The organism is Clostridium sp. AM43-3BH, assembly GCF_003479985.1.
In the GTDB taxonomy this organism is placed as follows: Bacteria; Bacillota; Clostridia; order Lachnospirales; family Lachnospiraceae; genus Otoolea; species Otoolea fessa.
In genome coordinates, this window is sequence record NZ_QUIH01000001.1 from 769566 (window position 1) to 793745 (window position 24180).

Here is a 24180-nt window from a genome sequence, read left to right on the forward strand (position 1 = left end):
TTTAAGTTTTCCTTTCACTTCCGTTTCTGATACAGATATATCATCCGCATACATATTCATCTCTCCTTTAATGTCTCCCATCCAGTGCCTCCTCTCTCGTCCGGTACGACTGCACCAAACGATACACGCCGCCGATCCGCAAAATCCGGCGCATCCGCTCGCCTGCCCCGTACACCGCCACCGTGCCGCTGCTGCCCTCCATCTGCTTATACCGGTTGAGAATTACACCGATCCCGGAACTATCCATAAATTCCGTCCCTGAAAAATCAAAAATAATCCGATTAATATAATTTTCCGCCAGAAGCAGGTCTGTTTCATATTTGAGTGTCAGGCAGTTATGGTGATCTACCTCCTTCGGCAGATGAATCACCAGCGCCGAATCGATCGCTTCGTATGTAAACATATTTCGTTCCATATCAGGATTCCCCTTTTTTCGATTTTTTATGCAGCATGTTTCTGCTTCGCGCGAGTGCGCATCATTGGCACGTTAGTGCCTTTTTGTGTAATAGGGAATTCCAAGGAATTTCCTATTACACAAAAAAGCACCGTAAAGTTTTTATCTTTACAGTGCTTTTCTTCTTAATTATCTGCCGTATTATATTTGTACTTACTGCGCCGCTTGCGTCTCCGCTCCGCTGCCTGCTGCCGTTTCATCCGCCGCAGTCTCTCCCTGACTGATGATGGACTGACCTGGAACTGCAGCCTGCTGGTTATCCGGCGCAAGCTCGGCGAGCTGCTGTCTTGCCTTGTCCGCCTGCTCGGAATCCGCATACTGGGTCACAATCTGCGTAAACATTTCGACCGCCTTGTCTGTCTCGCCCTGTGCCCGGTAAATCATACCCATGCTGAAGATAACCTTCGGGTTTGCCGGACGGATCGCCAGACAGGTCTGGTAATCTGCCAGCGCTTCCCCCATACGGCCTGCCGACCACATCGTGTATGCCAGATCCTCCAGCGTCTGGTAGCCATTTGTCTCGATGTCCTGCTTTACCCCGTTGGCAATGGAAACGACCGTCTCGTCCGTAAATAACGACGGATCAAAGCCCTCATAATAGGTAACCGCCTCTGCCAGGTTATTGTTGCGGTATGCCTGCAGCATTTTGACGAGCTTCGCATACTGGTTCAGAACGCTGTCATTGCTGTTGAGCATCGTATCCAGCTTGTTCTCCGCCTCTTGTTTGTCCTTTTTCGAGGTCTCAATGCTCTCATTTAAACTGTCAATCTCTTCATTTTTCTGATTGAGCTGCTCGTTGTACTGGAGCATTTCCTGCGTATGTGCATTATTTGCCTGCTTAATCTTGGCTGGCATCACCAGGAAAAAGATAACTGCCGCGCCCAAAAGCAGTCCAGCGCCGATATTGAGCACCGACTGCAGTCCCGTATTCTCCTTGTACGTCGGCGGCATAATGACATCATCATCCTGCATCTGGCGGTGGGAAAATGCGTTTTTCAGCTTTCTTCGCTCGATATCCGCCTTACCGGTATGTTCCTTAACAATCTCCATATACCAGTTCGCCTTGGGATTGTTTTTATCAATCTTGAGTACCTTATACAGGGATTTGCCCGCTTTCGTATAATCCTCATGACTAATATGCAAAAGAGCCAATAGAAGATGCGCTTTTACAAATCTCGGATTAGCTTCTACAACTCTTGTAAGCTGTAAGGTCGCCAGATCGTCGCTTCCGGTCTGCGCCTGCAGAAGCGCCTGATTATATTTCTGAATCGTCGCGCTCGCCTGATCCAGACGATCCTGTTTGCGCTGAATCTGGTCTAAATAATAATCAGCCCGGTTATCCTGCTCCTTAAAGTTCATGCTGATAACCCACTGCACCAGCGCCTCCGACACCTCACCCATCTCATAATAGATAAGTCCGAGAAGATTTCTGGCATCAATATGATACTTGTTCAGGTTCAGGCATTTTTTCAGATACTCGACCGCCCCTGTTAAATCCCGTCTCTTTGCCCGTTCCAGCCCGGCATTGTAAAAGCTGTTGGAAATCAGGCGAATTTTTCTTGTTCGATCCATCATGTCCGCCTATTCCTTCATATGTTTTAAAAGTTCCATCATAATATCCGACATATCTGTCAGGTCACTCTTCACGATCGCCTCGCCGACCTCCTCGACCTCCAGACTCGGTTTAAAATGTTCGATTTCTTCCTCGAAATTGATTGTCATTCCTTCGCCACTCATGTTTTTCCTCCAGAGTTTCTTCCTTTATTACATGGATATACATTCCCGCTAATCTTACACCATTCTGGCGGTGCTGTCAAATCCAGTTCGGGAAATCTTTTTCTCCAGCTCTCCGATTAAATACAGAGAACCCACACAGAAGCAGGTATCCTCCGGACGTTTTTCCTGAACCAGTGTCTGATAAGCTGTTTTTACATCCGGTATACTTTGAACCTCACAGCCTTCTGCCACCCGGTGTGCTGCTTTTTCCATCGCCTCCATCGGAAGTGCCCGCGATGTATATAAATGAGTCAGCACCAATCGATCCGGCTTCAGTTTCCGCATCAGTGTTTCCAGCATCGATTCATAATTTTTATCTGAAACGGCTGCAAACAGCAGAAAAATCCGACCATCTTTCCCTGACTCTTCTCTTCTGCGCGCTGCCACCTCTGCCGCCGCGCCCGCAAACGCACGGATTCCGCCCTCATTGTGAGCGCCATCCAGATAAACTCCGTCCTGGATCTCCTCCATGCGTCCGTGCCATACCGCATTCCGGATGCCCGCTGCCGCTGTCTCCTCGTCCACTGCAAGAAGCCGCGCCGCCTGGTAAGCGATGCAGGCGTTGACCGCCTGATATTCCGCTTCGAAGGGAATAAACAGACGCTGGCTTTTCTCTTTTATCCTCAGAATCATCCCGCCATGTTCCCGCCGAAGATCCGTATACACTGCCGGGCTGATCGGATATGCCGGACAGGAAAGTTCCGCCGCCCGATTTCTGATAACAGCCGAAGCCGCCGCATCCGTATCATCGTACACCACCGGCATATTTTTTTTCAGGATTCCCGCCTTTTCGCCCGCGATCTGTGTCACCGTGCCGCCCAGGTATTCCATATGGTCAAGGCTGATCGAAGTGATGACCGTAAGCGCTGGATGCTCGATGCAGTTCGTTGCATCCAGCCGTCCGCCAAGCCCCGTTTCCAGAATCACATACTCCGGCTTTTTCCGGCGCACCATCCACATGAACATCAAAAACAGATATTCAAAATACGTCGGATGCCCCAGTCCTTCCTGCTCAAAATGAGCATATGATGCCTTAACCGCCTCAAACGCCTCCAGGAACAGTGCATCGTCTGCTTCCTGTCCATCAAAAGAAAAACGCTCCGTCACGCGCACCAGATGAGGAGACGTAAACCGCGCCGTCCGCTTCCCGGCTTTCTGCAAAACCGCATCGAGAAACGAGCAGACCGACCCTTTTCCATTTGTTCCGGCCACATGTACGATTCTTTCCTCCTGCGGCAATGCATTCAGGTATGAAAGCATCCTGCGAAGCCCCTCCGCCGTATGTTTTTCACTGGTAAATTTCGGTATCTCATTCAGATATGCATCTGCCGCTTCTACCGTCCATTCTTCTTGTCTCATGGCATGAAATATCCTTTCCTGGCAAGCGGAAGCGGCAGTACGAACTCTGCCGTCTGCCGCCTTGTCTTTTGTATGTTATTATTTTATATCATTTGCGGAGATCGTGCAAGTGGTTATATGGAATAAAGGCTGTACCTTCTTGTGTAATAGTAACTGTTCACAGGCAATGGAGAATTCCAAGGTATTTCCTATTATGCAAGAAACCCCTCTTGATAATCAAGAGGGGCTCCACTCATCAGCTCCCTGCCGGACTTGAACCGGCGACCTACGCATTACGAAAGAGGAATTTCTTTTTCTCCACATTTTTCTAAATCAGAGAAAGCCTTGATTTATAAGGCTTTCTCGACTTTCTATTTTCTCTGTTTTTATCTACTTTTATCTATTGTTTTCTCTCTTTGGTCGACAAATGGTCGACAGAAGCGACCAACAATAAAAATGTAAAAGTCAAAAAATCACTGTTCACCTGTGTTCAAATATTCAATCAGCTTTTCTAAATTAATCAGAAATCTTCTTCCGGCTTTAATATGCACGATTTTACCTTCTAAACACAATGTTCGAATTCTACTGTATGAAATGCCAGTTTTTTCGGCAGCTTCTTTTATTGTAATCATGGTTGGAATCGTCATTTCCGTTACCCCCTTAATCATTTATTGTATAATTCCATGAATGTTTCTGAATAATACATTGGCTACACTTCTTTCTGATTGTGCAAAGACATGGAATTCTCGCCTGTGTTATGCAATTTTCTAAAGTCAACTTTATTGACTTTAGAATTCGTCAGCTTAACAACCTATTTCTCATTCATTTTTGCAACAGCCATCTTCACTGAACTGTCACCCAACTCCAGGCAAGCACCTACATGGTACGGATTAAATAATATCTGTCCATTCAGTTCAAATACCTCTACATCGTGTCATTCAAAAATCATTAAGTTATTCATAAAACGTTCTCCCTTCTTATTTTAAATCCTGCATTACGAATTCGATTCCGAACTTTTGTGTAACTTCTTCTCCATATCGTCTGATGTCAATGGCTTGATCGTCGCTGACTCTGTTTACTTCCTTTATAACTGCATCTACAAAACGCCACAGTTTGTTATGCATATCATTTTCCCATCGAGGGCTTTTCCATCCAAAGTCTTCACACAAAACCTTGACCGGTACCGACATCAGTAAACAGAGTGCTTTCTGCATTCGTTCAGTCTCATCAGTTCCAGAGAAAAATTCTTCTCTCTTTCTCCATTCTTCGTCAATATGTTTGTCAATTTCAGCTCTGGTTTTAGCTTTGATTCGCTCTGCCGCTTCGGCTACTGCCTGGTTTTTGATCTGCTCAATCTGCTCGTTAGTATATTCATAGCGAGTCTGAGCCATTTTATTTTCTCTTTCCGCTCTTCTTCTTTCTGCTCGTGTCATTTTTTCACTCCTTTTCACATCTCAAACGTTTATAATCCATCATATCTCAGATTTTTTTCTTCTCATGACCAGTTCGAATTCCGTATTAGGATATGTGATCTGATACTCTTCTTTTTTTCCATCAGAATCTTCCATGTTTCCCATAAACCACTCATACACAGCGGCTATTGCATCATCCGTAACATCCGTTTTTTCGCCAATCCACATCTGTTTTTCTGTGTTTTGCTTGCCATAATAAATCCTATTTGTGATTGGGCTTACCCCAAAGCCTTTTCTAACCAATTTATCATCATCCTTTCACAATCTCACAAACAATGCTAATCTCATCATTAACTGTTCGACTTTTCCGAACTGTTCAATCTACGTTCCAAAATCTCTAAAAACCACATGATCATCGGAACTGCTGTCAAAACTTCTTGCATTTGACCATCTTTATAGGTACGGTGTGTAAATTCTTTATATTTTTCAGTGAGAGCTCCCACGTCATTTACAATTTCATTCCATTTCCCGTCTGACATATCCTCTGGCGTTAAATTTCGATATTTCAAGAAAAAGACGTTGTGCACATCGTTCATCAAGGACATTACATCCTCATTTTTCATTTCCTTTGTCATACAAACACAATCTCCCCTGCATCAATAAAACCATCATTTTCGGCTTCCAGCGATTTTTCCCATCCAAATTTGCGATGCAGCTCATCCGCATTGGAAAAAATACGCTTTGATTTTTCGTCATATTGTAAGATGTATCCCTCGTAATTCAGTTTTCCGACTATTCGACTCTTAGATAAGACCAATCGGCGCTGACTCTGATCCAACTCTTTATCCCGGTCGTAGCTGACTACTACAGTTGCCATGTTGGTAATGTCTCCAGAACCCGAAACTTCATCATTCACATCAGTAGTCATGCTGCTTTTCCGGCGATGCGCTACTAGCATGATGATAATGTTGAATTTGTAAGCCAACTTTCTTAATTTGTTCACGAATTTTGACTGTTTCTCAAACTTATTCGATTCCTCTTCTGCATCCAAATCTAATGCTGTCATGAGGTTATCAATCAGTATTACTTTGATTCCATACTGCATGATGGCATCCGTGATTGTTTTGATTAAATCTTCCTGCTCATCATCATCGATAATGGAATTGTCATAAAGGTACATTTTGTTCCAATACCAATCATTAAGTCTATTTTGAATCGGTGTAGTGACAAACTGGTACTTTGTGTTATCCGGATTGTAGTTTTCTGCTATATTGTTCGGACCGGCAGCCTGTAAATCCATCCAGTTTTTACACTGATTTTCTGTCATTTCTCCGGAATAGATAAGTGTTGGGTATCCTTGATCGATTGCGTTCAATGCAATTTGGTTGGCAAATGTACTTTTTCCGTCGCCTCGTTTACCTGCTACCAGGAATATTCCGCCGAAAAAAATACCACCACCAAGGATCCTATCCAATTCTCTAAACCCAGTTTTCATTTTTGGAAGATCGTTGAAGTCTACCTTTTTTATATCTGCAAACTGTTTAATTCGTTTTACCGGAAGTAATTCTGCGTGTTCCACGGCCGCTTTAACTGCATCTTTCCCATGCTTTTGCAGTAATTCGTTCGCATCTTTGCAATCTTGATAATCATCCGGCTGCACTACACGGATTTTATTTGGAAACCTGGACTTGATTTCGTCCAAAAGAGTTACATGCTCTTTTTCATAATCTCCAAACACAACAATCTCTTCAAATTTTCTTACCCAGTCCCAGCAGTATGGAACCCATGTAAATCCTTTTGCTCCAGTTGGAACGGAAACAGCATTTTTAATTCCTGCCTCTGCTACAGATAACGAATCTAGCTGCCCCTCTGTAATAATCAACTGATGAAAGTCTACACACTGCTTCATTCCAAATAAGATTGGTTTACAGTTAGACTCACACCATTCCTTTGCTTTATCTTTTTCTTTGTCAAAGTCAGTTTTACGGTATTTGACAAACTGCATCTTTCCTTTTTCATCATAAAATGGAAATACAAGGACATTTTCGTGCCCATTTTGAACAGTTATTTCATACTGTATAGCGGTATTTGAAGAAATACCTCTTGACTCCAAATATGCTATTGCTGGGTCTTTAGGAACAATCGGTGCTTCTGGTGTTTTTAATTTTCTGAACTGTTTTGTCGGATGGATATATTCTCCGAAATCTCCGCTCAGTTTGAAATTAAAATCCTTTGCAAGTGTTACCATATTACCTGTTGCACTGCATGATTCACGCAAACACTTAAATTGGCCTGTTTTCATGTTGATAGAAAATGTATTGCTGTCTCTGCTATCTCCACCCTTGCAATATGGACAGATGCGGAAATGCAACTCATCTCCTTTCATCTTTGGCTGTTCCCCAATGGTTCTGGCAAAATCCCATGCATCCTGTTGATTGAATTTATACTGCATTATATCGTCACTCCTGCCGCCCTTATTTTATCGGCCTGTTCTGTCGTTAATTTAGCGTAATTGATTGCTTGATTAACAATTACACCTGATTTTTCAAGTTCTGCACGGAAGTCTGCTGAAAGTACGGAAAATCTATCATTTGATGAATCATCAGACGCTAAATCCGCATCCTTTTTGAATTCATCCATTCGATTCCAAACAATCCCCATGTAATTGGCTGATATTGCAGAATCAATTGCCAAGCGTACTGCCGTAATTCCAAATTTATCAGCATATCGAATCATCTGATTTAACAGACGAGTCATAGATAGCTCTGAATTATAGTGATTCTGCGCTTTTGGCAGTTTCCCATCTTTGTGCTGCATCCACATCAATACGCTATTGTAGAAATCAGAATTGCTGGAAATGGCAGAAAAAGATTCATTCCCCGCAATAATTGCTTTGAAATTCTGTTCATTTGTGCGCAGTTTAACAAAATGTGTGCTTTCTTTTTCTGGTTTGGCTTTGTCAGAAGTTTTCGAAGCTACTATTTGTTTTTCCATGTCGCTTTCTTCATATTCAATGTCAATCATTCTCAGTTTATAAAAAGTATTCATGGCTTTTCTAATTAATTCTATCGGGCGATTGAACTCCTTAGATAACATCTGTTCAGAATATGCCATTTTATCATTGATAAGGAAAATTCCATCATTAATCAGCCGTCCAGAAAAACGAATAAGTTTAAACCACATGCACTCTATTGAATCCGCATCCGGCATTGTATCGATTTGCTTAAATTTAGCATCTAACGATATGTTTGTTTTAATCCTAATCCATTTTACTCCAGACATTTCAACCCCTCCTACTCTTTATAAGGAACTCTCCATTTTGGTTTGTTTACCGCTTTATCATCAATGTAAACGTCTGCGGATATCTTCCTGGGATCGTTACCCCAGAAATTGACAAGATCTGCTAGATTTTCGTTTACTGCATCAAATTCTAATCCGTACTTTTTGCAAAAATCGACCGCTTCTTTAAGCCTATCATTACAACGACACGTCCAAAGAATCACTTTGTCTCCAGATGCCCTTTTCGCTATCAGATAACGAATCAAAGACATATTCGGGACTCCAATTCCAGGAAAGGCACTCTCACAAAGAGTCCCATCAAAATCCACTGCAAATACTGTATATTTTCTTCCCATCATTACTCCTACATGATACATCTTCTACGCCCTGGGGAACGATAGTACAATGCTAATTGTGCATAAGATACGCAACATCCATTACTCAATCTGACAAGGAATGGATACTTTGCAATAACAGTTGCCATTTCAACTTTCCCCCAAGAATCATCGTTTCGATTCCAGATTTTATTGTTGAATACACGAATATTACTGCCAATCTTGCATTTCTTTGCAGCTTGTACAAGTTCACTTTTATAAATTGGAATTGAAGCGGATTTAGCAAGCGCTTCTTCTACTGTTTTATCTGGCTCTGCCCGATAATAATACAGTTCTTTCTCGTGCGGCTTATTGGCTCTTACCAGGATTCCAGCAATCTCCATTCTATTAACAACTGGAGCTGTCTTTTCTCTTGGTAAATTCAGTCTGGAAGATATTTCCGTGATGCATAACGGCTCTTCGGTTTTCAGCGTTTCTATAATATGTTTTCTTATATCTACTTCAATTGTAGGCATAGTGGTTTTTCCTTTCCTGTTTATCTTTTAATGGGGAGAACTTGTTACAGTTCTCCGCCATCATCTTCTGGGTCATCGCCAATTCTACGTTCTTCCCACATTTTTTTTAATCTTTCAGCTGCCTGATTCTTCTGTTCTTCTGAAACCTTTTTTGGAGGACTGACCTTGATATATTTAACCGGCACATGATACAAAACTGAACCATCCACATTTTCAAACACCCGTTTTACTTCTTCTGGGCGTTTTTCTGCCAATGCGATCAGTTTGCTTTTTAATGCTGTTCCAGATGGCGCTGTTACTGTCGCATAATCTCTATCTTTCGTCCATTCAATACAGAATTCGTTCATACTGCTCACTGCTCCATACCTCCTAATTCATACTTTGTTTCCAATAAGCCTTGTAGCTTTCGTCTCTTGATTTAATACACTGGTTAATAGACAAAATTCTCTGTTTATAGCATTTTGGACAAACTTTCTTATTCTCCATTACCTGTTCTTTTCCACAAATATAGCAGATGCCATAGTTAGGTCTTTCAGAACGAGAAATTGTCTTTTTGTCATGTTCTCTTTTGGCTTTCATCGCCGCTCTGCACGTTTTGCAATAAACTTTTCCACTATCTGATGGTTTGCCACATCTGGGGCAGATGGCATTTTCCTTGCACTTTTTATAATGTTCACGTCTTGGCATACCAATCACTTCCTTGCTCGGGCAATACATCTGGAAAATCCGAAAAATCCATCTGTGCATCTCTTTCAAAAACAAGCATTTCAATTTTAGCTCTGTTGTAAAAATTTCGGTCAATTTCAAAGCCAAAAGAACTTCTTCCAAGCTCCGCTGCCGCTCTCAAAGTGGTGCCACTTCCGCAGCATGGATCAATTACTACATCCCCGGGATCTGTAAAAATTTCAATCAAGCGTTTTAAAACAGATACTGGCTTCTGTGCTGGATGAATCTTAGGAATGTCTTTTCCATCCTTTTCCCATGTAAACCAGTTAAATACCATATGACCGGTTCCGCGGATGGTTTTTCCGTTCTCGTCTAGTTGCGCTCCATTTCTAAATTTAGGCAATCGACCGCGATAGAACAGTAACGCATATTCTGTGGCTCCAACCACCCTCATGTTGGCTTTTAAAACCTGTGGGCTATAATTCTTCACAAAAATTAATGGCGTGTAATTTACAAAACCATGTTTTTTCGCTGCTGAAATAAGCACTGGAATTTGCTCAAAGGCACAGAATACAATCATGCATGGACTGTTTGAGCTTCTTCCTCTTGGAACTGGTTTTGTATCATCTTTTTTGAGCATTTTTGAACAAAAATGGAAATACTCATATAAATTGAAGTTAAAATCACTGTTAAAAGCTGCTTTACCGGCAAGTTTGCTTTCTCCATTTTTATTGTTTCCGCCTTTGTACCACATCGGATTGCTTCCATAAAAATTAGAACCCACATTATACGGCACGTCTGCAATAACAAGCTGTGCCGGAGGTATCGCGTATTTTTTGTAATTTTGCATCGAGTCACGATAAATTTCACATTTTAACTTTTTTTTCATTGTTTCAAGGAACCCGATATATCGTTACCCCGGCCGGAGGTTCGGTTCCTTTCTAAAGTATTAAATTTTGGAATTTTCCGGCAGAATTGCCGGACGTCTGAATAAAAAATCGCTATCACTCATAGCTGAGATTGTTTGAAGTATTTATATCTTCATGTATAAATTTGTGGCTGTCAAGTGTTTTATGAGTTCAAATAGCACATAATCCCACATTCTGGGAAAACTTCTGTATTCATGTTTCCTCTGTTTGGATCCAGTTCATCCAAGTAAATAGGAGATCCCTTACTGTCTTTCAAAATAGAATGTCCGACCAATCGTTCTAATTCGGATCTACTTTTGAAAACATCTGGAAAATCTTTTCTGATCTTATTCCAATATCCCATGCCTCCTTTCGTGCAGCCGAGGCAGTTGTTGTTCGGATATCCCAATTCATACATAAAAGGGCGTTTGAATGGGAATGTTCTCTCAAATAGTCCATGAACTTCTTCTTTTGACAGATTCCTATCTATAAGCGGAAATTCATGTCTAGCCTGCGGATTCGATTCAACCGTTCGTTCCGCTCTTGATTTTTCTTTAAAATCAAACCCCCATACATAAATCAGTTCATAATCCTTGTTTCTATTTTCCCACTCCTTTCTGACACGCTTCTTCATCCAATTGGTACACGGTGCAAATCCATTTCCTGGATTTCTGAATCCTCCAAATGCTCTCACACAATCATCCACGCAAGTGTATTCATTGGAACGCAACACTTGAATTGGTTTCCCAATGGCTGATTCACAATCTTTAATGAATCTTAAACTATCTGGGTGCTGGTCTTTAATGTCTATGTAGATCCACTCATCTACATCACCTGCAAGATATCCTGCCATAAAACTGCTTATTCCTGCCGAAACCCAACACACTTTTTTTGTCATAACACCACGCTACAAATGCTGTATCGTGGATCACCATTCGTTTGCCCTTATACGACCTACGCCGTTTCCGGCGAAAGCCTTATGGCCACGGTGTTGAAATTTTTCGGTACGTCACCGCCGTTCACTACGCACCAACCCGGTTTACCGGGCATTCGTTATTCCTTTCCTGTCAAATAATTGTCTTCATTAATCAAATTCATAAATTTTTCAAGCTGCCGTTCTGAAACCTTGTTCCCCTGCTTTTCTGGTTTCAAGCCGATAACAAGATGTTTTTCTGCGATTCCAGAAAGTTCCTTGGCAAGAGATTTCTTCCCCTGCTGGATGCCTTGATGATAGTTCTTGGGCGACTTGTACTGCCCTACTACCTGCTTTCCAACTCCTTGAGATCCGGCTGTGACGTTGTACATCTGATAGCCTGCATCAGCAAGTGCTTTAATAGTTGACACTTCTTCTTCGTCAAGTTTGTTTTTAGGATAAACCTTGAATTTCAATGCCCATCCATACGGATTCTCTGTGCTGCGAAAGCCATGTTTCTTCAAGCTCAATGCGATATGATCATACTCCGCAAGATGTGAAGCGCAACGTTCGCATAATGAAACCGCCTGCCCGCAATAGGCTCTCCGGATTCCGGCTTCATCTATGCGATAAAAAACATAGATTCCGCTTTTGTATGGAATGCCAGGGCATATCTCCTGTATCTTCTTCTCTCTCTGTGCTTTCATAGCATAGATTTGTCTGTAATTTGGTTTTTGCATTGTAAAATCTTACGCTCCTTTATTTGGACTTCCAATCAAATCTGCATCCGCAGTTGCAGCAATAATTCGGCGCGTCATTGTTATTCAATGTCCCAACATCATGGAAGACCTTGACTCTGTTCCCACATTCGCAATGATACAAACTACATGTATCTGAATAATTTCTATCGAATATCGGTTTCTTAGTCATTGTTTCTCACTCTCCCCCATTTTGTTTCTTTCTTCCATCTACGGCACCATCCATGCATGCATTCCGCGTACCCGATGCGATGCCCATCTAACTCACAGCTACATGTGATCTCTGATGAATTAGACCTGATATTATGGTCGCAGTTGCAACACACTCGTTTTCTATCCTTTTCCATTTGGTTCTCCTTATAACAACGAACTTATTTCATCCTCTCTCCAATAGCACTAATTACTGATACAGTCACGCCATTCCCTGCTTGCTTATAAAGCTGACTATCTGAATTAACAAATTGAGCCTTTTCGAAATAATCATCCGTCCATCCTTGAAGTCTAAAGCATTCTTTTGGCGTCAATTTTCGAATGGCAATATAGCATTGATATTTCTCATACCATACTGCATAAACTGTCAATTCTTCGGATATTTTGATGAAAATTCCATCAGAATCTTTCTCTATCGGATTTCCAATGCCAATTCCTACACCATGCCGATCCTGCGCTGTTAAAGTAAACATTGGTTCTCCATTCTCTTTGAACCGACGTCCATTTTGACGTTTTTCTGCTCGATCTGGTGTTAATACTGGAATCGCAATTCCACTGTCTTGCCCAGCATGATTCGCCATTCCTTTGTAATATCTTGCTTTCAAGCACCGGGCAATATCAGTCGTTTGAGAGCCTTGGTAGCACAAATCTATGAAACACGGTAAAGCAACGTGATGTCCACGACCGCCTCCTTGCCCTGTATCAAGTGTCTCTACGATTCCATCAAATGAAAATACTTGTGTATTTCTTCTGTATCCATCTTTATGACCGATTATTGAAATGCGATTTTCTCCACCTGCTCCTTCGATAGGAAATACTTCTGCGCTACTTCTTCCTCTAAGATGTCCGATAATGAAACATCTTTCCCGGTTCTGTGGCACTCCGAAATCTTTGGAGTTAAGCACCTGCCATTCAACATCATACCCCCCCTCATCCATTTCAATGAGCAGTCTGGCGAAATCCCATCCACCATTAACACTAAGCAGATTTTTAACGTTTTCAATGAAAAGGTAAGTGGGTTTATTTTCTTCTTCGAGCTGTCTGATAAGGTACATAACTCTGAAAAACAGGCTTGAACGGTTTCCTCGAAATCCGAGTTGTTTTCCTGCAACTGATATGTCATTACATGGGAATCCGAAGCACCAGCAATTTGCTTTTGGAATGTCTCCGGCATACACTCTGCGAATGTCATTTGCATACCATTCTCCATTTCGATACTCCTCTTTAAGAATCTCTTTTTGCCGTTTATTTAATGGAAGAGTGCTTAAATATTTTCTCTGTTCTTCTGTCAATAAATGCATAGAAGTGTAACTAGCTGTAGCAAATTTATCAAATTCGCAAAATCCGACGCATTTATGACCGGCTAACTCCATCCCTCTTCGGAATCCTCCAATACCGGCAAAAAAGTCTAAAAAATCCATATATTCCTCTTTCTTCCAGACCCACCGAAATGAGTCTGGAAAATTTGCTGATCGATTTAGTTGAACGGCAATCCTGCATCTTCCACGTTATCTGGAATGTTCATGAACCCATCATTTGGCGTTGCCGTAGGTGCACTCTGCTCGTTCTGAACGTTGTTCTCTGACGACAATTTGCTTTCTGCAAACTCTATACGCTCAATATAGACCTCTGTGGTATAAACTTTCTTTCCATCACGATTGGTATAGCTACCAGTCTGAATATGTCCTTCGACAATAACTTTGGTTCCTTTATGGAGATACTTTTCTGCGAATTCTCCGTTTTTTTCAAAAGCAACGCAGTTGATAAAATCAGCCGTCTGTTCATTGCCATCTTTATTCTTGTTGGCACGATCTATCGCCAATGAAAAACTGGCAATTGCCATTGGCTTTTCTCCCTGGGTGTATCTGACTTCCGGATCTCTTGTTAATCTTCCCATCAGTATTACTTTGTTCAATGTTCTGTTACCTCTCTTTCTTAAATGTATCTTATCCTCATGTGTTAATTTGTGGTTGTCAAGATGTTTCTGCCTTAAAACGGAATTTCTGACAATTCGCAAATCAAACCAGAATGCGCAATTTTCACAGACACTTCATCTCCAACAACAGTTTCAATCTCATGTTGCATTATTTCTGGATTTCCCCAGCTTTCTGATAAGTGACATAAAATCACATTTGACAGATTAGGTGATTTGTTAATCTGCATGATCTTCTTTACTGTTGATAACGAAGAATGCCCTTTAATACTATGCTTATACTTGCCAGATGTTTTATCTGGTGCCATGTCCAGATGATTACACTCAATTAAAAAATGAGTGATTTTGGTTTTTTTGAACGTATATGGCAAATACCCAAAGTCTGTTGCATATAGCAATTTTTCGCCATTTGGTAATGTAATTAGATAAGCATAATTCGGTGTATCGTCATGCGGTACATAAAATGCAGTAACCAGAAACCTTCCTATCGGAATCGCAATTTTTTCCGGTGCTACTTTGGCCATCTCTAACTGCTCTGCTGTCTCCCTGTTCGCATATACTGGAATCCCAGCTCTGCTGACTTCTTTATATGATTTTGCATGATCTCCATGTATGTGGGTCAGCAATGCCCCGACTACATTGGAAATTTTAAAATCAATACCTTCAAGAATCTGCTGATACCTACATCCGAAATCCAACAAAAGAATTTCGTCATCTGCGCATATCGCATAGCAGTTTCCATCCGTACTGCCTGTCCTTATGACTTTTAATGATATGTTCACATTTATACCTCTTCCGGCATAGAATCGATGCTGTCCAGCTGGTATCTGTCACAGATACTTTCGTCAGCCATGCGCCCCCAATCACAGAAATCATCAAATTCACAGTTCCAACATGATTTACTCTCCCTCTCCATCTCTGTCTCCCTTTATAAGTTCTCCGTACAGATCATGGTCATACCCAACGGATTCTTCGATTTTATTAAGATAGTCGCAAAACTCTTGGCATTCTTCCTTTGTTGTGAAGAACACCTTGGTCAGATTTTCTCCGCTTATTTCTTTAAAGTTCTTATCATGGTTTACTATTGTCCTCGCGTATCTGGAAAAATTAACCATTTTCCAACCTGGGCGACCTTTTGGCACATTTGCCACCAGCGGCATCATGAGATAGCCGCCTACTTCGTCCGGTTTTCTTGGTGTGATCATTACCTTCATCGTTCTTTTTCTTCCCATCTATCCAGAAAACGTTCTACTTTTTCGTTAATTTGCTGCCAGTCCACCGGAATTAATAATTCAGAGGCGCACTGAAAAACATCCGTGTATTCCTCCGTCAAATGTTTTCATCCTAACGCCTAAATCATCATGTACTGGCATATATGTACCTCTCTTTCAATATATTATTCTCCAAATATAATTACCATCTGCTTGTATATCTACTATCTATAAATAACTCTTCTTTTGGTCTTGGATTTTTTAAATCGCTACTATCTAATCTAAGTGGATTGCCATAATACCCATTCCATGAACCACAACCTCTTACATTTACCTTTCCGTCAAAAAAGATATTAGTAATTCGATATGCAGGTTTATCACAACATTGCCAATAACTGATTTTGAAGCAGTTATCCTTATTTACATTCTTTAAATGTTCAGGCACAGATCTCCAAATCTCACACTCGTCATTGATTTGCTTTAATGTGTATCCTTCATTAAGCATCTCATTAGCCTTCTCAATTCTTTCATGTCTTATTTCATGTGCTAATGCTTTTTCAGGTGTGTCAAATAATTCTCCACATTCAGAACATCTATATTTAATTACTTTCTCCAAGATTTCACCTCCTCGCAAGAAATCGAAATTTACTTCGTTTCTCTCCAACTGATACTGTAATATAACCACTTAACCCTCTTCATCTGCTATGTACTCCTCGCACGCATCTTCATCCCCCGCCGGATGCCAGTCACAAAACTCATCATACCAGCAGTTCCAGCACGCTCTATTCTTCTCTGATTCCGGCATTCCCTCATTCTCCTTTTTTCCTAGTATGTTTTTAAAAATTTATCGTACAGTTTACCATATGCCTCCCGGTGCCTGTTTCCATCCTTTTCTTCTGCTGCCTTCTTTTCCTCCCATCTCTTTCGGAAGCGTTCTGATTCCTCATCGTATTCCTCTATCAAATGTTTCCTTGCCTCTCTCCGTGTTACTGGCGTAGGATTCTCGCCGCGTAGCACCCGCGCCAGTTTCAGTGCCGCCTGTGCCAGCTCCGCTGCTTCTTCTGCCATCTGCTCCAGCATGGCAGGCGTACCGATTTTCTCAATCATCATCGTTTTTCTCTCCTAAATGTTTTTCAGACGAATTTTAATTTCTTTCGAAACTGAATCGTCCAACCCGCATGAAACAGACAACGCATCCGCACTGATGATTAAATCTGCTAACAACTCAACAAAATTTTCTCTGTCAGCACTTTCTAAAATTTTACCTGATTTCTTTTCCTCTTTTGTTTTGCTCAATAGATGCACCAAATCTGATGCGCTACTTTTCACATAATGCCTCCAGTATGTTTCATCCCCATATTCTGCCAGTTTGTCAATTGCATCTCCTAACATATTTAGCCTCCTCTTTCTTAATCCAACCAATTATTCTGTAGGTAACAGAATCCATAAATTGCAAAGCCTGTAAGTATTATCCAGAAAATCCAAAACATTACTATCCACCAAAATCCGCCATCTTCTATAGATTTAACCACTTCTTTCGGACTTTCGTTTTTATAAAAAATCGAATGTTCCGATATTGTACCGTCTGACATATTGGTAAAAATCGTACCCGTATGGACTGAATCCACTCCAAAGAATTCTTCCCTTAAATGGTAGCCTGTGTCTACTGTGTCAATGTAATGGCTTTCTGGTGTATCTATTTTTGAACGTTGAAATTCTGAGCCGCAGAAGCTGATCGTTTCACAGTGTTTGGACTCTGAGTCGATTGTGTCCCAAGTCCAATATGTTTCTGTATGGGAAGATTTACCGCTTGAAACCGTCCTAGTATGCATCGTATATTTCTGGGTTTTGATATACAAGTCCATCCATTCTCCATCGATGTTTGGATCGCTCACGGTATCAATTGCTTTTAGTTCTCCATATATCAGACCATTTCCAGAATTTACACTCATGCAATATCGGAACAGCTCCGGTTCTTCTATCTGAATGGCTTTCTGATAAGTCTCTTGCTTGGAATCTCCCACGTCGTTGATCTTCCCAGAAATAAAAATCCCAACAATGAGCATTATGAAAGCAATAATTAAACTTACTAGGATTTCTCGTTTCTTTATTTCCATAGACTAATCCTCAAACAATTTTGTTGGTGCAGAAACGGGGGCCTGGTAATCAAGGCGTTCAAAATTATGCACTTCATATCCTGTCCATGATAAGAAAATTCTGGTCGGGAATCTTTTTACATAGCTGTTATATTTTTTGATACCGTTGTTATAATTTTCCCGGTACTGCGACAGCTGATTTTCGATAACTGTCAGTTCCTGCATTAGCTGTTTATAATTCTCATTGGATTTCAGTTCTGGATATGCATATGTAACTGCTGCCAGCGCTGTATTGACATCCTCGATTTGGTTTCCTTTAGACATACTCTCCGCAAGCTGAGATAATGTATTGGATTCGTGCTTATCATACTGCTTAACGCAATCTGCCAAATTGTATACCTTATCTACGCGCGCCTTTTCCTGAACCTTAATATCAGATTCAGCCGTATAAACCGATTCTTCCAGACCGATTGCTCTATTTTGTGCCGACTGTACCCAGACAACACCGCACAAAACAATCGCAATGATGATTCCGGCAACGATTAAACCAACTTTCCAACCATTATTCTTATTCATGAATTATTCCTCCCCGAAAAACATTTTTCTGACAGACACTACATTATACTTACCTTCCAGTCTATCTCTGTTCATTTGGATTCCTTTTGCCGGATAATCACATTTGAAGCTCCGGCAGATTTCTGGTCTGACTTCGTATATCGTGCACTTCTGCTTGTCATTGTCGCGGAATGGGCAGGTTAAATCCCACCCGATCCGCTCTGACGTTGGCAAGAAATGCTTTGACTCTTTAATCTTGTGCTTGTGAATGTATCTTTTGATTTCTTTGATTTCCTTATTAGATATTGGAAATAAATCTGAACAACAATTACCACAATTGCTGCACCCTCCGTCTTTCGTGAAATCAAAAATTCCTGATTCCATATCACGTATCGCTTCTTCTAAAGTTGAGCATTTCGGCATTTTTAGTCCTCCATAAACTCCGGCACTTCTTTTGAAATGCTTTCCGCATTTACAACTTCCGGTTCAATTGTTTCAGCTTCTACCGTATCTGGCACATCTTCCATGAACTCCTCTTTGTTGGCTTTCATTTCGATATCGTATGCCATATCCTTTGCTGTCATATCATCGGATGATACAGTTTCGCTTCTGTCGCTTGCCTCCTGCATGTACCCATCTCCATACGTATTCATGAACATTTTCAATGCACGATTAATAACCGTTTTCTTTACCATCTGATCGGTAAATTTGGCATGCGTGCCGTTTCCGCCCTCTTTGTATCCGAACCCCTGTGCCCAGGCTTTCTTAATCTGGTTTATGTTCATTACTTCCAAATAATGCTCTCCAGACTTAGTGATGGAAATCGCATATGCACCTTTAATTTTGTCTGTATCAATGTTCATAAAATCCTGCTTATGAGAATCGAAAACCTTTTTTCCGTCTTCGATATGATAAGAAAACTCATCTCCCTCGTAGATAACTTCTGCACGAATTTCTTTCAATCCGTAGCGTCTGGCAATGGTAATATTTCCGAAGTATGAACGCTGGAACTGACACTGACCTCCGTAAGCAATGAAATACCCCTGCTTTTTCTGGACAGAAAGCCCTAATGTTGCCATATCCATTAAGCTGTTGGCGATACTTGCCTGTGAACAACTTTCAAGGATTGGCTTATTGTTTCTATCCTTGGTTTCTTTTAACACCAGATATGCGCCTGTCAATGCATTGGCTAGATTGTAATCTGCCGGAAATGACATTCCGTATTTACACTTTTCTTCCAGCTGATGAGTTAAACCGTTAATAAATGAATTGTTTACCACCAAATCAGTTGCTGTCTGCTGTTTCTGAACTTCCTGTTTTGCTGCTGTCATCTTATACTTCCTCCATTTTTTTTAATTCTTCCGCAAGTGCGCGGAGCGCTTTTTCCATGTTGCGCGAATCTGAAGACATATGCTTTTCAACTTTGCTTTTATCAGCCATACTCTCTCCCCAAAGCATTGCGTGTTTAACTATTATTTCTGGAAATGTTTCAAACATACTTCTAGCAATGCTAGAAAACTCTGTAAGAATATCTCCCCCTTTACCAGAGATTTCAACTCCACAACTATCCTCATTTACCGTTGCCTTAATCATTTTTATCCTCCTCATATAATTTTTTGGTTGACTGAACCGATCATCTCCTAACAAAACAGTTCCTTTTCATTTCGAATCGGTACTCTTCCGTTACATCGCTTTACTTCTCTACTCTATTCCGTTGCAGAAATATCAGTCCAAGTAAATCTTCCTTTCCCGGAATTATGCCACTGACCTATTCCATTCAGCTGCCCGTAATCCAGCCATTCAATGACATTTTTCATAAGCGAATCCACCATAACCATAATGGTAAATTCCACCTGCGTACCTGCCGGAACAGTTTCACTGTTTGCTAATGAAATCCGTTCTCCCTGTGCTGTCTGTGCTCTAAGTGGGCGCTGGCAATCTCCAATTTCTTCTCCATCAGGAATAATAAATGGGATGCGTCTCTCCCGGATAAACACCAGATTATCAATTTTTGTTTTGTATGCAGGTAATTTACTGCTGCCACCAACATAGCCAAATGCTTTTGCCGCATTTTTGAAGAATCCCTTAATCTGATAATCGAACAGAAATGGATGCCCGTTTTCATCCTTTGGGAATACGGTCTTTCCTTTTGCAATCGCCTCATCTACACCAATCACTGCAATTTCCTCCTCTCTGGACAGTGCGTCCGGCGCTTTAGAAGCAATGAACTCTGCATGAATCTCCTTATCATTGCTTGCTGTTCCTAACACTTCCTCTGTGAATGTTAATCTAACTTTCATTTCTTTCATTTTTCTGATTTCCTTTCAATTTTTATTTTTTAGCAAAACACTACTTCTCTACGCGATTCCTTTTCAATACATCGCTTTTCCATTTCACTACCAAACTAAGCGTAACTGTTCATAACCATTGCGTTTTCATTCCTTTTCACGGCATTACAATTCAGTACCATTTCGGTGCGTCACATTTCTGCGCTATGCCATTCCAGTTCATTTTTTCACTAACCCAATCCAATGCATTGCGATACTGTTCAAAGCTAGGCCTTTTCTATTCAATTCCGCGTTCTTCTTAACTCATCTATGCACTTCCCATGCACCACTTATCTAAACTTCTCTTTTCCTTAACGGTTCAAATCTACACCACACTATCCCTCCACAGGTCCCAACTTTACTGTTCCTTTTCTAATCATCACTTCGCCAATCCATCCATACAATTCCGATGCAAGACTAAACGAGACTCATCCCTGCTTCACCGTTCTTTTCCACAACTATTCTGTTCAAAACGCAGCTTCGCCCTTGCTTCGCAGAACCGAACTTTTCTACACTACTCCACGACCTAACAGAGCAAAGTAAATACGTCTTTTATACTGCTGATACAGAAAGTTCCTGATTTGTTACCTTTAAAAAGATGATCTGACAATCGGCGTTGATGCTCTTCATATTGGAATCATCCAATTCAGCTGCATAATCAACAAATACCGGGAAATGCATTCCAAAATAATTCTGCAATCCATTAATAATTGCGATCTTCCCTTTAATCGCCAGAGCAGTATTTGCACATCCAATCAGCTTTGTCCATTTCTTGTTGGAATCATCAAATACAAACCAATCACAGGCATCCATAGCATCTCCATTTTTCTGGTACGTGTAAAGCTGTACCTTTACACCAGAAAAATAAGAATTCACTTCTTCGTCCAGTGTTTCGTTTTTCTTCATACGGATCGTTTTAACTTGGAAGAGAATCCTATCTGCATCGGCACTTCTTTGTGCGTTTTCCCGTAAGGCCTCTTTCAACTGAGAAATCTGCTCATCAATTGATTCATTATTCCATGATTTTGAGATTTCCTGTTCTACTGAAATTAACTCTGATTGTTTGTCGCTCAGCAGATGATTATATTCTGCTTTTTTATCTGCCAAATTAGGAAGAACCTGAATTTCCTCTTTTAAAGACTCGAGCTGTTTGCTGTATTCTTGATACATTTTATTTTCGTCCATTGATGCAGTTTTCTGGAAATTTTTCATGGCATCCTCTGCCACTTTGTTTTCTGCGGCAATCTTAGCCAGTTCATCTTCCAATACTGAGACGGAACTTTCTGATTCTTCTTTGGCTTTCTGAGACTCTTCTAAATCCGTTTTTGCTGCGTTTCCCTCTGCTGCGATTGAATTTAACTGTACCTTCTTTCGCAGTTCCCAATCTTCTTTTGCTTTTCGAGCCATATCAAGCCGCTTTTTCTTGGAAGATTCAAACTGTTCTTTAGCCTGTTCTATCTGCTCGTCTAGCATTTTTTGTCCACAAGTCGGGCAAATGGAAAGTTCATCACCAAATGACTCTGCTTCAATCTTCTGAATTTCAGAATCATCATATGTAGAGTCTCGAAGAGTCTTGTATCTTCCTCTCGCATTCTGCAATTCCAGGGCATTTCTGGTGATTCCGCTCTCGGCATGTCTTAAATCCATTTGGACATTAGAAATCCTTCTTTCCAATTCTTCCTTTTCTGATGTTGTGCGATTAAATTCTTCCTTTCTTCGCCGATACTCTTCATCGACTTTTTTCTGGGCTTTTTCCTCTTCTTCAATCATCAATGCTTTGATTTCATTCATTTTTAAGCGGAGAGCATCCACCTGGCTGTCATCAGAAATAGAATCCAACTGTTTCTGAATCTGATTCATCCGCTCTTTAATAGCATTTTTCTGCAATTCCAGTTCTGCCACATCAATATCAACCTTTGCCATTTCCAAGCCTTTAATCTGGTTTGGAATCGAATCAATCCGCTCGTCAGCATTTTTCTTCTTGGCTTTATTCATCGCCTCGATCTCATCCAGTCGATAATCATTCAGCAATTTAGCCACTTCTTCACAGTCCGCACATTCCTGTGCAATCTCTAAATCAGGATGCGTACTTGCCATAGAAAAAACAACACTTCTCATATCTGCTAATTTCTGATTCGTAAAAGCATCAATGTGGGATAATACAATAAAATTGTCAAAATCAATCCCTTTGATTGCCATATCCTCTCGAAAGGCTTTCTCTGTTTTTGCCACACCATTGATTTCATATTTGTTGGACAATGTAACCCGAACCGTTCCATCCGCTTTTGGCTTGCTAACGCTCTTTTTCTGATATTTAGCAATATTGAGCGGTTTTCCATCGATTTCCAGTTCCATGTCTACCCGAGGAACACAATCTCTTCCATCATCTGGTCGAATATCTGGATTATTCTTTAATAAGTAGTCCTTGTCAGCCATCGTCCAATACCAACTATCGGCCAATGTTGTTTTCCCACTTCCATTCTTACCTGCTACAATAGCATTGGTTCCATTTAACAAGATTTCTTTTTCATGCTGCCCCTTGAAATCGGTCAGTTCGATTCTTTTAATTGATACCCTGCTCATTCTTCTTTCTTACCCTCGCTTTCCTTTTGATAACAGTAAAATGATTGACTGCTATTTCGTTTACTATCCTCCACAACCTTATTTTTTTGTCAAAAAAACTCCGGCTCTGCATTCTTCCACAAATTGTAACAATATCTCCATCGCGCAAGAAAGCCGCTGATTTCGCCACATTCGACCAAAGAACACATGGGATGCAATCTATTATTTTCTCATTGCCATGACGATCGATACTGACGGATAAATTAACAACCATATTTGAGGGAAGCAAATCCTTAATCATTGGCATCCCTTTTATGCTTCCCAAAATGGTAATTTGATTTTCGCCCACTGCTGATTCTTCAATATTCTTGATTTCACTGACGTAAACGTAAATTCTCAATCGTGTACGACCATATTCAATAACCTGTCTACTTCTCAGCAAACCAGAAACTTGAACCCATTTTATGGAACGATCAATCCCATCAAGCAAGCCGTTAGGAATGACCACTTGAATAAAATCAAATTCGCCATTTTTACGTTTTACCGCTATCGTAGATTCGTACATACTAGGGATATAATTGATGGGAGTAGAAACCCCTGAAAGAATGCCAGAAAGAGTCACTTTGCTTTTTAATTCTTCCATTTTTCACTCCACCAATTTTTATTTAACTTCACAAAAATTTCCGTCAACAAGGCGATAAAATACATCTTCTTTGATCCTCGTTCCGTCAACATGTTCCGTTTTTACGCACTTAGGAATCCATTCCCCATCTTCTTGAACCCATTCTGCTAAAGTAATCCAACTTCCGATTTTTGCCTTTGCAATAGACTTGTATCCAGCTGCCATTACAACAGCGTTTTTGCCAGTTGATTCAATCTTGGCGGAATATCCAGAACTTCCAATCTGGGCGGAATCTCCAGAACTTCCAATC

Annotated in this window: 34 protein-coding genes; all 34 read right to left on the reverse strand. The window is 40.9% G+C overall.

All coding sequences use genetic code 11. The annotated features are described in order from the left end of the window. Positions 1-67: 67 nt before the first annotated feature. Entirely contained in the window at positions 68-415 is a 348-nt protein-coding gene (locus DW931_RS03290; protein ID WP_022358681.1) for an anti-sigma factor antagonist, read from the reverse strand. A 192-nt stretch (positions 416-607) separates the two neighbouring features. Continuing rightward, positions 608-2029, reverse strand: a complete 1422-nt coding sequence (locus tag DW931_RS03295) for a tetratricopeptide repeat protein (protein ID WP_243015373.1) — start codon at positions 2027-2029, stop codon at positions 608-610. Between the two features lie 6 nt (positions 2030-2035). Further along, a complete protein-coding gene (locus tag DW931_RS15840) occupies positions 2036-2191 on the reverse strand; it encodes a hypothetical protein (RefSeq protein WP_022358683.1) in 156 nt (51 codons plus the stop codon). 54 nt (positions 2192-2245) lie between these two features. Further along, positions 2246-3589, reverse strand: a complete 1344-nt coding sequence (locus tag DW931_RS03300; protein ID WP_118482556.1) for a Mur ligase family protein — start codon at positions 3587-3589, stop codon at positions 2246-2248. Positions 3590-4041: 452 nt separating this feature from the next. After that, on the reverse strand, positions 4042-4215 hold the full coding sequence (locus tag DW931_RS03305) for a helix-turn-helix domain-containing protein (RefSeq protein ID WP_118482555.1): 174 nt from the start codon (positions 4213-4215) through the stop codon (positions 4042-4044). A 330-nt stretch (positions 4216-4545) separates the two neighbouring features. Continuing rightward, positions 4546-5001 carry a hypothetical protein gene (locus DW931_RS03310; RefSeq protein ID WP_118482554.1) on the reverse strand — a complete coding sequence of 152 codons (456 nt, stop codon included), beginning with the start codon at positions 4999-5001 and terminating at the stop codon, positions 4546-4548. Positions 5002-5040: 39 nt separating this feature from the next. Continuing rightward, positions 5041-5283 (reverse strand): hypothetical protein, encoded by a 243-nt coding sequence (locus DW931_RS03315; RefSeq protein ID WP_118482553.1) that lies wholly within the window; start codon positions 5281-5283, stop codon positions 5041-5043. 47 nt (positions 5284-5330) lie between these two features. Then, positions 5331-5615: a hypothetical protein gene (locus DW931_RS03320; RefSeq protein ID WP_118482552.1), complete on the reverse strand. Its 285-nt coding sequence runs from the start codon at positions 5613-5615 to the stop codon at positions 5331-5333. Further along, entirely contained in the window at positions 5612-7432 is a 1821-nt protein-coding gene (locus tag DW931_RS03325) for a DnaB-like helicase C-terminal domain-containing protein (RefSeq protein WP_118482551.1), read from the reverse strand. The genes DW931_RS03320 and DW931_RS03325 overlap by 4 nt, the downstream gene beginning before the upstream one ends. Further along, entirely contained in the window at positions 7432-8262 is an 831-nt protein-coding gene (locus tag DW931_RS03330; RefSeq protein WP_118482550.1) for a phage replisome organizer N-terminal domain-containing protein, read from the reverse strand. The genes DW931_RS03325 and DW931_RS03330 overlap by 1 nt, the downstream gene beginning before the upstream one ends. Before the next feature lie 11 nt (positions 8263-8273). Next, complete coding sequence (locus DW931_RS03335; protein WP_347559419.1) at positions 8274-8618, reverse strand: hypothetical protein; 345 nt, start codon at positions 8616-8618, stop codon at positions 8274-8276. A gap of 5 nt (positions 8619-8623) precedes the next feature. After that, positions 8624-9109, reverse strand: a complete 486-nt coding sequence (locus DW931_RS03340; protein WP_118482548.1) for a hypothetical protein — start codon at positions 9107-9109, stop codon at positions 8624-8626. Between the two features lie 44 nt (positions 9110-9153). Further along, positions 9154-9465, reverse strand: a complete 312-nt coding sequence (locus DW931_RS03345; protein WP_118482547.1) for a hypothetical protein — start codon at positions 9463-9465, stop codon at positions 9154-9156. Between the two features lie 13 nt (positions 9466-9478). Further along, positions 9479-9796: a zinc ribbon domain-containing protein gene (locus tag DW931_RS03350; RefSeq protein WP_182429177.1), complete on the reverse strand. Its 318-nt coding sequence runs from the start codon at positions 9794-9796 to the stop codon at positions 9479-9481. Next, the gene (locus DW931_RS03355; RefSeq protein WP_243015372.1) at positions 9783-10664 is read right to left on the reverse strand and encodes a site-specific DNA-methyltransferase; all 882 of its coding nucleotides are present in this window, start codon (positions 10662-10664) and stop codon (positions 9783-9785) included. Before DW931_RS03355 ends, DW931_RS03350 begins: the two co-directional genes overlap by 14 nt. A gap of 182 nt (positions 10665-10846) precedes the next feature. After that, a complete protein-coding gene (locus DW931_RS03360) occupies positions 10847-11536 on the reverse strand; it encodes a phosphoadenosine phosphosulfate reductase (protein WP_243015371.1) in 690 nt (229 codons plus the stop codon). Positions 11537-11736: 200 nt separating this feature from the next. Beyond that, positions 11737-12303, reverse strand: a complete 567-nt coding sequence (locus tag DW931_RS03365; protein WP_243036901.1) for a GIY-YIG nuclease family protein — start codon at positions 12301-12303, stop codon at positions 11737-11739. Positions 12304-12725: 422 nt separating this feature from the next. After that, complete coding sequence (gene dcm / locus DW931_RS03370; RefSeq protein ID WP_118482543.1) at positions 12726-13985, reverse strand: DNA (cytosine-5-)-methyltransferase; 1260 nt, start codon at positions 13983-13985, stop codon at positions 12726-12728. A 56-nt stretch (positions 13986-14041) separates the two neighbouring features. Beyond that, the gene (locus DW931_RS03375; protein WP_118626899.1) at positions 14042-14479 is read right to left on the reverse strand and encodes a single-stranded DNA-binding protein; all 438 of its coding nucleotides are present in this window, start codon (positions 14477-14479) and stop codon (positions 14042-14044) included. Between the two features lie 74 nt (positions 14480-14553). Then, positions 14554-15279, reverse strand: coding sequence for an MBL fold metallo-hydrolase (locus DW931_RS03380; RefSeq protein ID WP_182429176.1), 726 nt, complete (start codon positions 15277-15279; stop codon positions 14554-14556). Between the two features lie 2 nt (positions 15280-15281). Further along, positions 15282-15413: a hypothetical protein gene (locus DW931_RS16365; protein WP_279220877.1), complete on the reverse strand. Its 132-nt coding sequence runs from the start codon at positions 15411-15413 to the stop codon at positions 15282-15284. Beyond that, positions 15397-15729, reverse strand: a complete 333-nt coding sequence (locus DW931_RS03385) for a hypothetical protein (RefSeq protein WP_147353616.1) — start codon at positions 15727-15729, stop codon at positions 15397-15399. The genes DW931_RS16365 and DW931_RS03385 overlap by 17 nt, the downstream gene beginning before the upstream one ends. 181 nt (positions 15730-15910) lie before the next feature. Continuing rightward, on the reverse strand, positions 15911-16324 hold the full coding sequence (locus DW931_RS03390; protein WP_147353591.1) for a hypothetical protein: 414 nt from the start codon (positions 16322-16324) through the stop codon (positions 15911-15913). Between the two features lie 209 nt (positions 16325-16533). After that, positions 16534-16818, reverse strand: a complete 285-nt coding sequence (locus tag DW931_RS03395; protein WP_118482539.1) for a hypothetical protein — start codon at positions 16816-16818, stop codon at positions 16534-16536. Positions 16819-16830: 12 nt separating this feature from the next. After that, positions 16831-17100, reverse strand: coding sequence for a hypothetical protein (locus DW931_RS03400; protein WP_118482538.1), 270 nt, complete (start codon positions 17098-17100; stop codon positions 16831-16833). 17 nt (positions 17101-17117) lie between these two features. Next, on the reverse strand, positions 17118-17825 hold the full coding sequence (locus tag DW931_RS03405) for a hypothetical protein (RefSeq protein ID WP_118482537.1): 708 nt from the start codon (positions 17823-17825) through the stop codon (positions 17118-17120). 3 nt (positions 17826-17828) lie between these two features. After that, positions 17829-18380, reverse strand: coding sequence for a LemA family protein (locus DW931_RS03410; protein WP_118482536.1), 552 nt, complete (start codon positions 18378-18380; stop codon positions 17829-17831). A 3-nt stretch (positions 18381-18383) separates the two neighbouring features. Next, complete coding sequence (locus DW931_RS03415) at positions 18384-18782, reverse strand: YkgJ family cysteine cluster protein (RefSeq protein ID WP_118482535.1); 399 nt, start codon at positions 18780-18782, stop codon at positions 18384-18386. Between the two features lie 2 nt (positions 18783-18784). Further along, positions 18785-19690, reverse strand: a complete 906-nt coding sequence (locus tag DW931_RS03420; protein ID WP_118482534.1) for a recombinase RecT — start codon at positions 19688-19690, stop codon at positions 18785-18787. A 1-nt stretch (position 19691) separates the two neighbouring features. Next, entirely contained in the window at positions 19692-19952 is a 261-nt protein-coding gene (locus tag DW931_RS03425) for a hypothetical protein (protein WP_118482533.1), read from the reverse strand. A 113-nt stretch (positions 19953-20065) separates the two neighbouring features. After that, positions 20066-20668, reverse strand: a complete 603-nt coding sequence (locus tag DW931_RS03430; protein ID WP_118482532.1) for a hypothetical protein — start codon at positions 20666-20668, stop codon at positions 20066-20068. A 570-nt stretch (positions 20669-21238) separates the two neighbouring features. Then, a complete protein-coding gene (locus tag DW931_RS03435; RefSeq protein ID WP_118626900.1) occupies positions 21239-23269 on the reverse strand; it encodes a hypothetical protein in 2031 nt (676 codons plus the stop codon). Further along, positions 23250-23891: a single-stranded DNA-binding protein gene (locus tag DW931_RS03440; RefSeq protein WP_118626901.1), complete on the reverse strand. Its 642-nt coding sequence runs from the start codon at positions 23889-23891 to the stop codon at positions 23250-23252. Before DW931_RS03440 ends, DW931_RS03435 begins: the two co-directional genes overlap by 20 nt. 18 nt (positions 23892-23909) lie before the next feature. After that, positions 23910-24180, reverse strand: a 271-nt coding sequence (locus DW931_RS15845; protein ID WP_207664434.1) for a hypothetical protein, incomplete at its 5' end; no start/stop codon positions are given.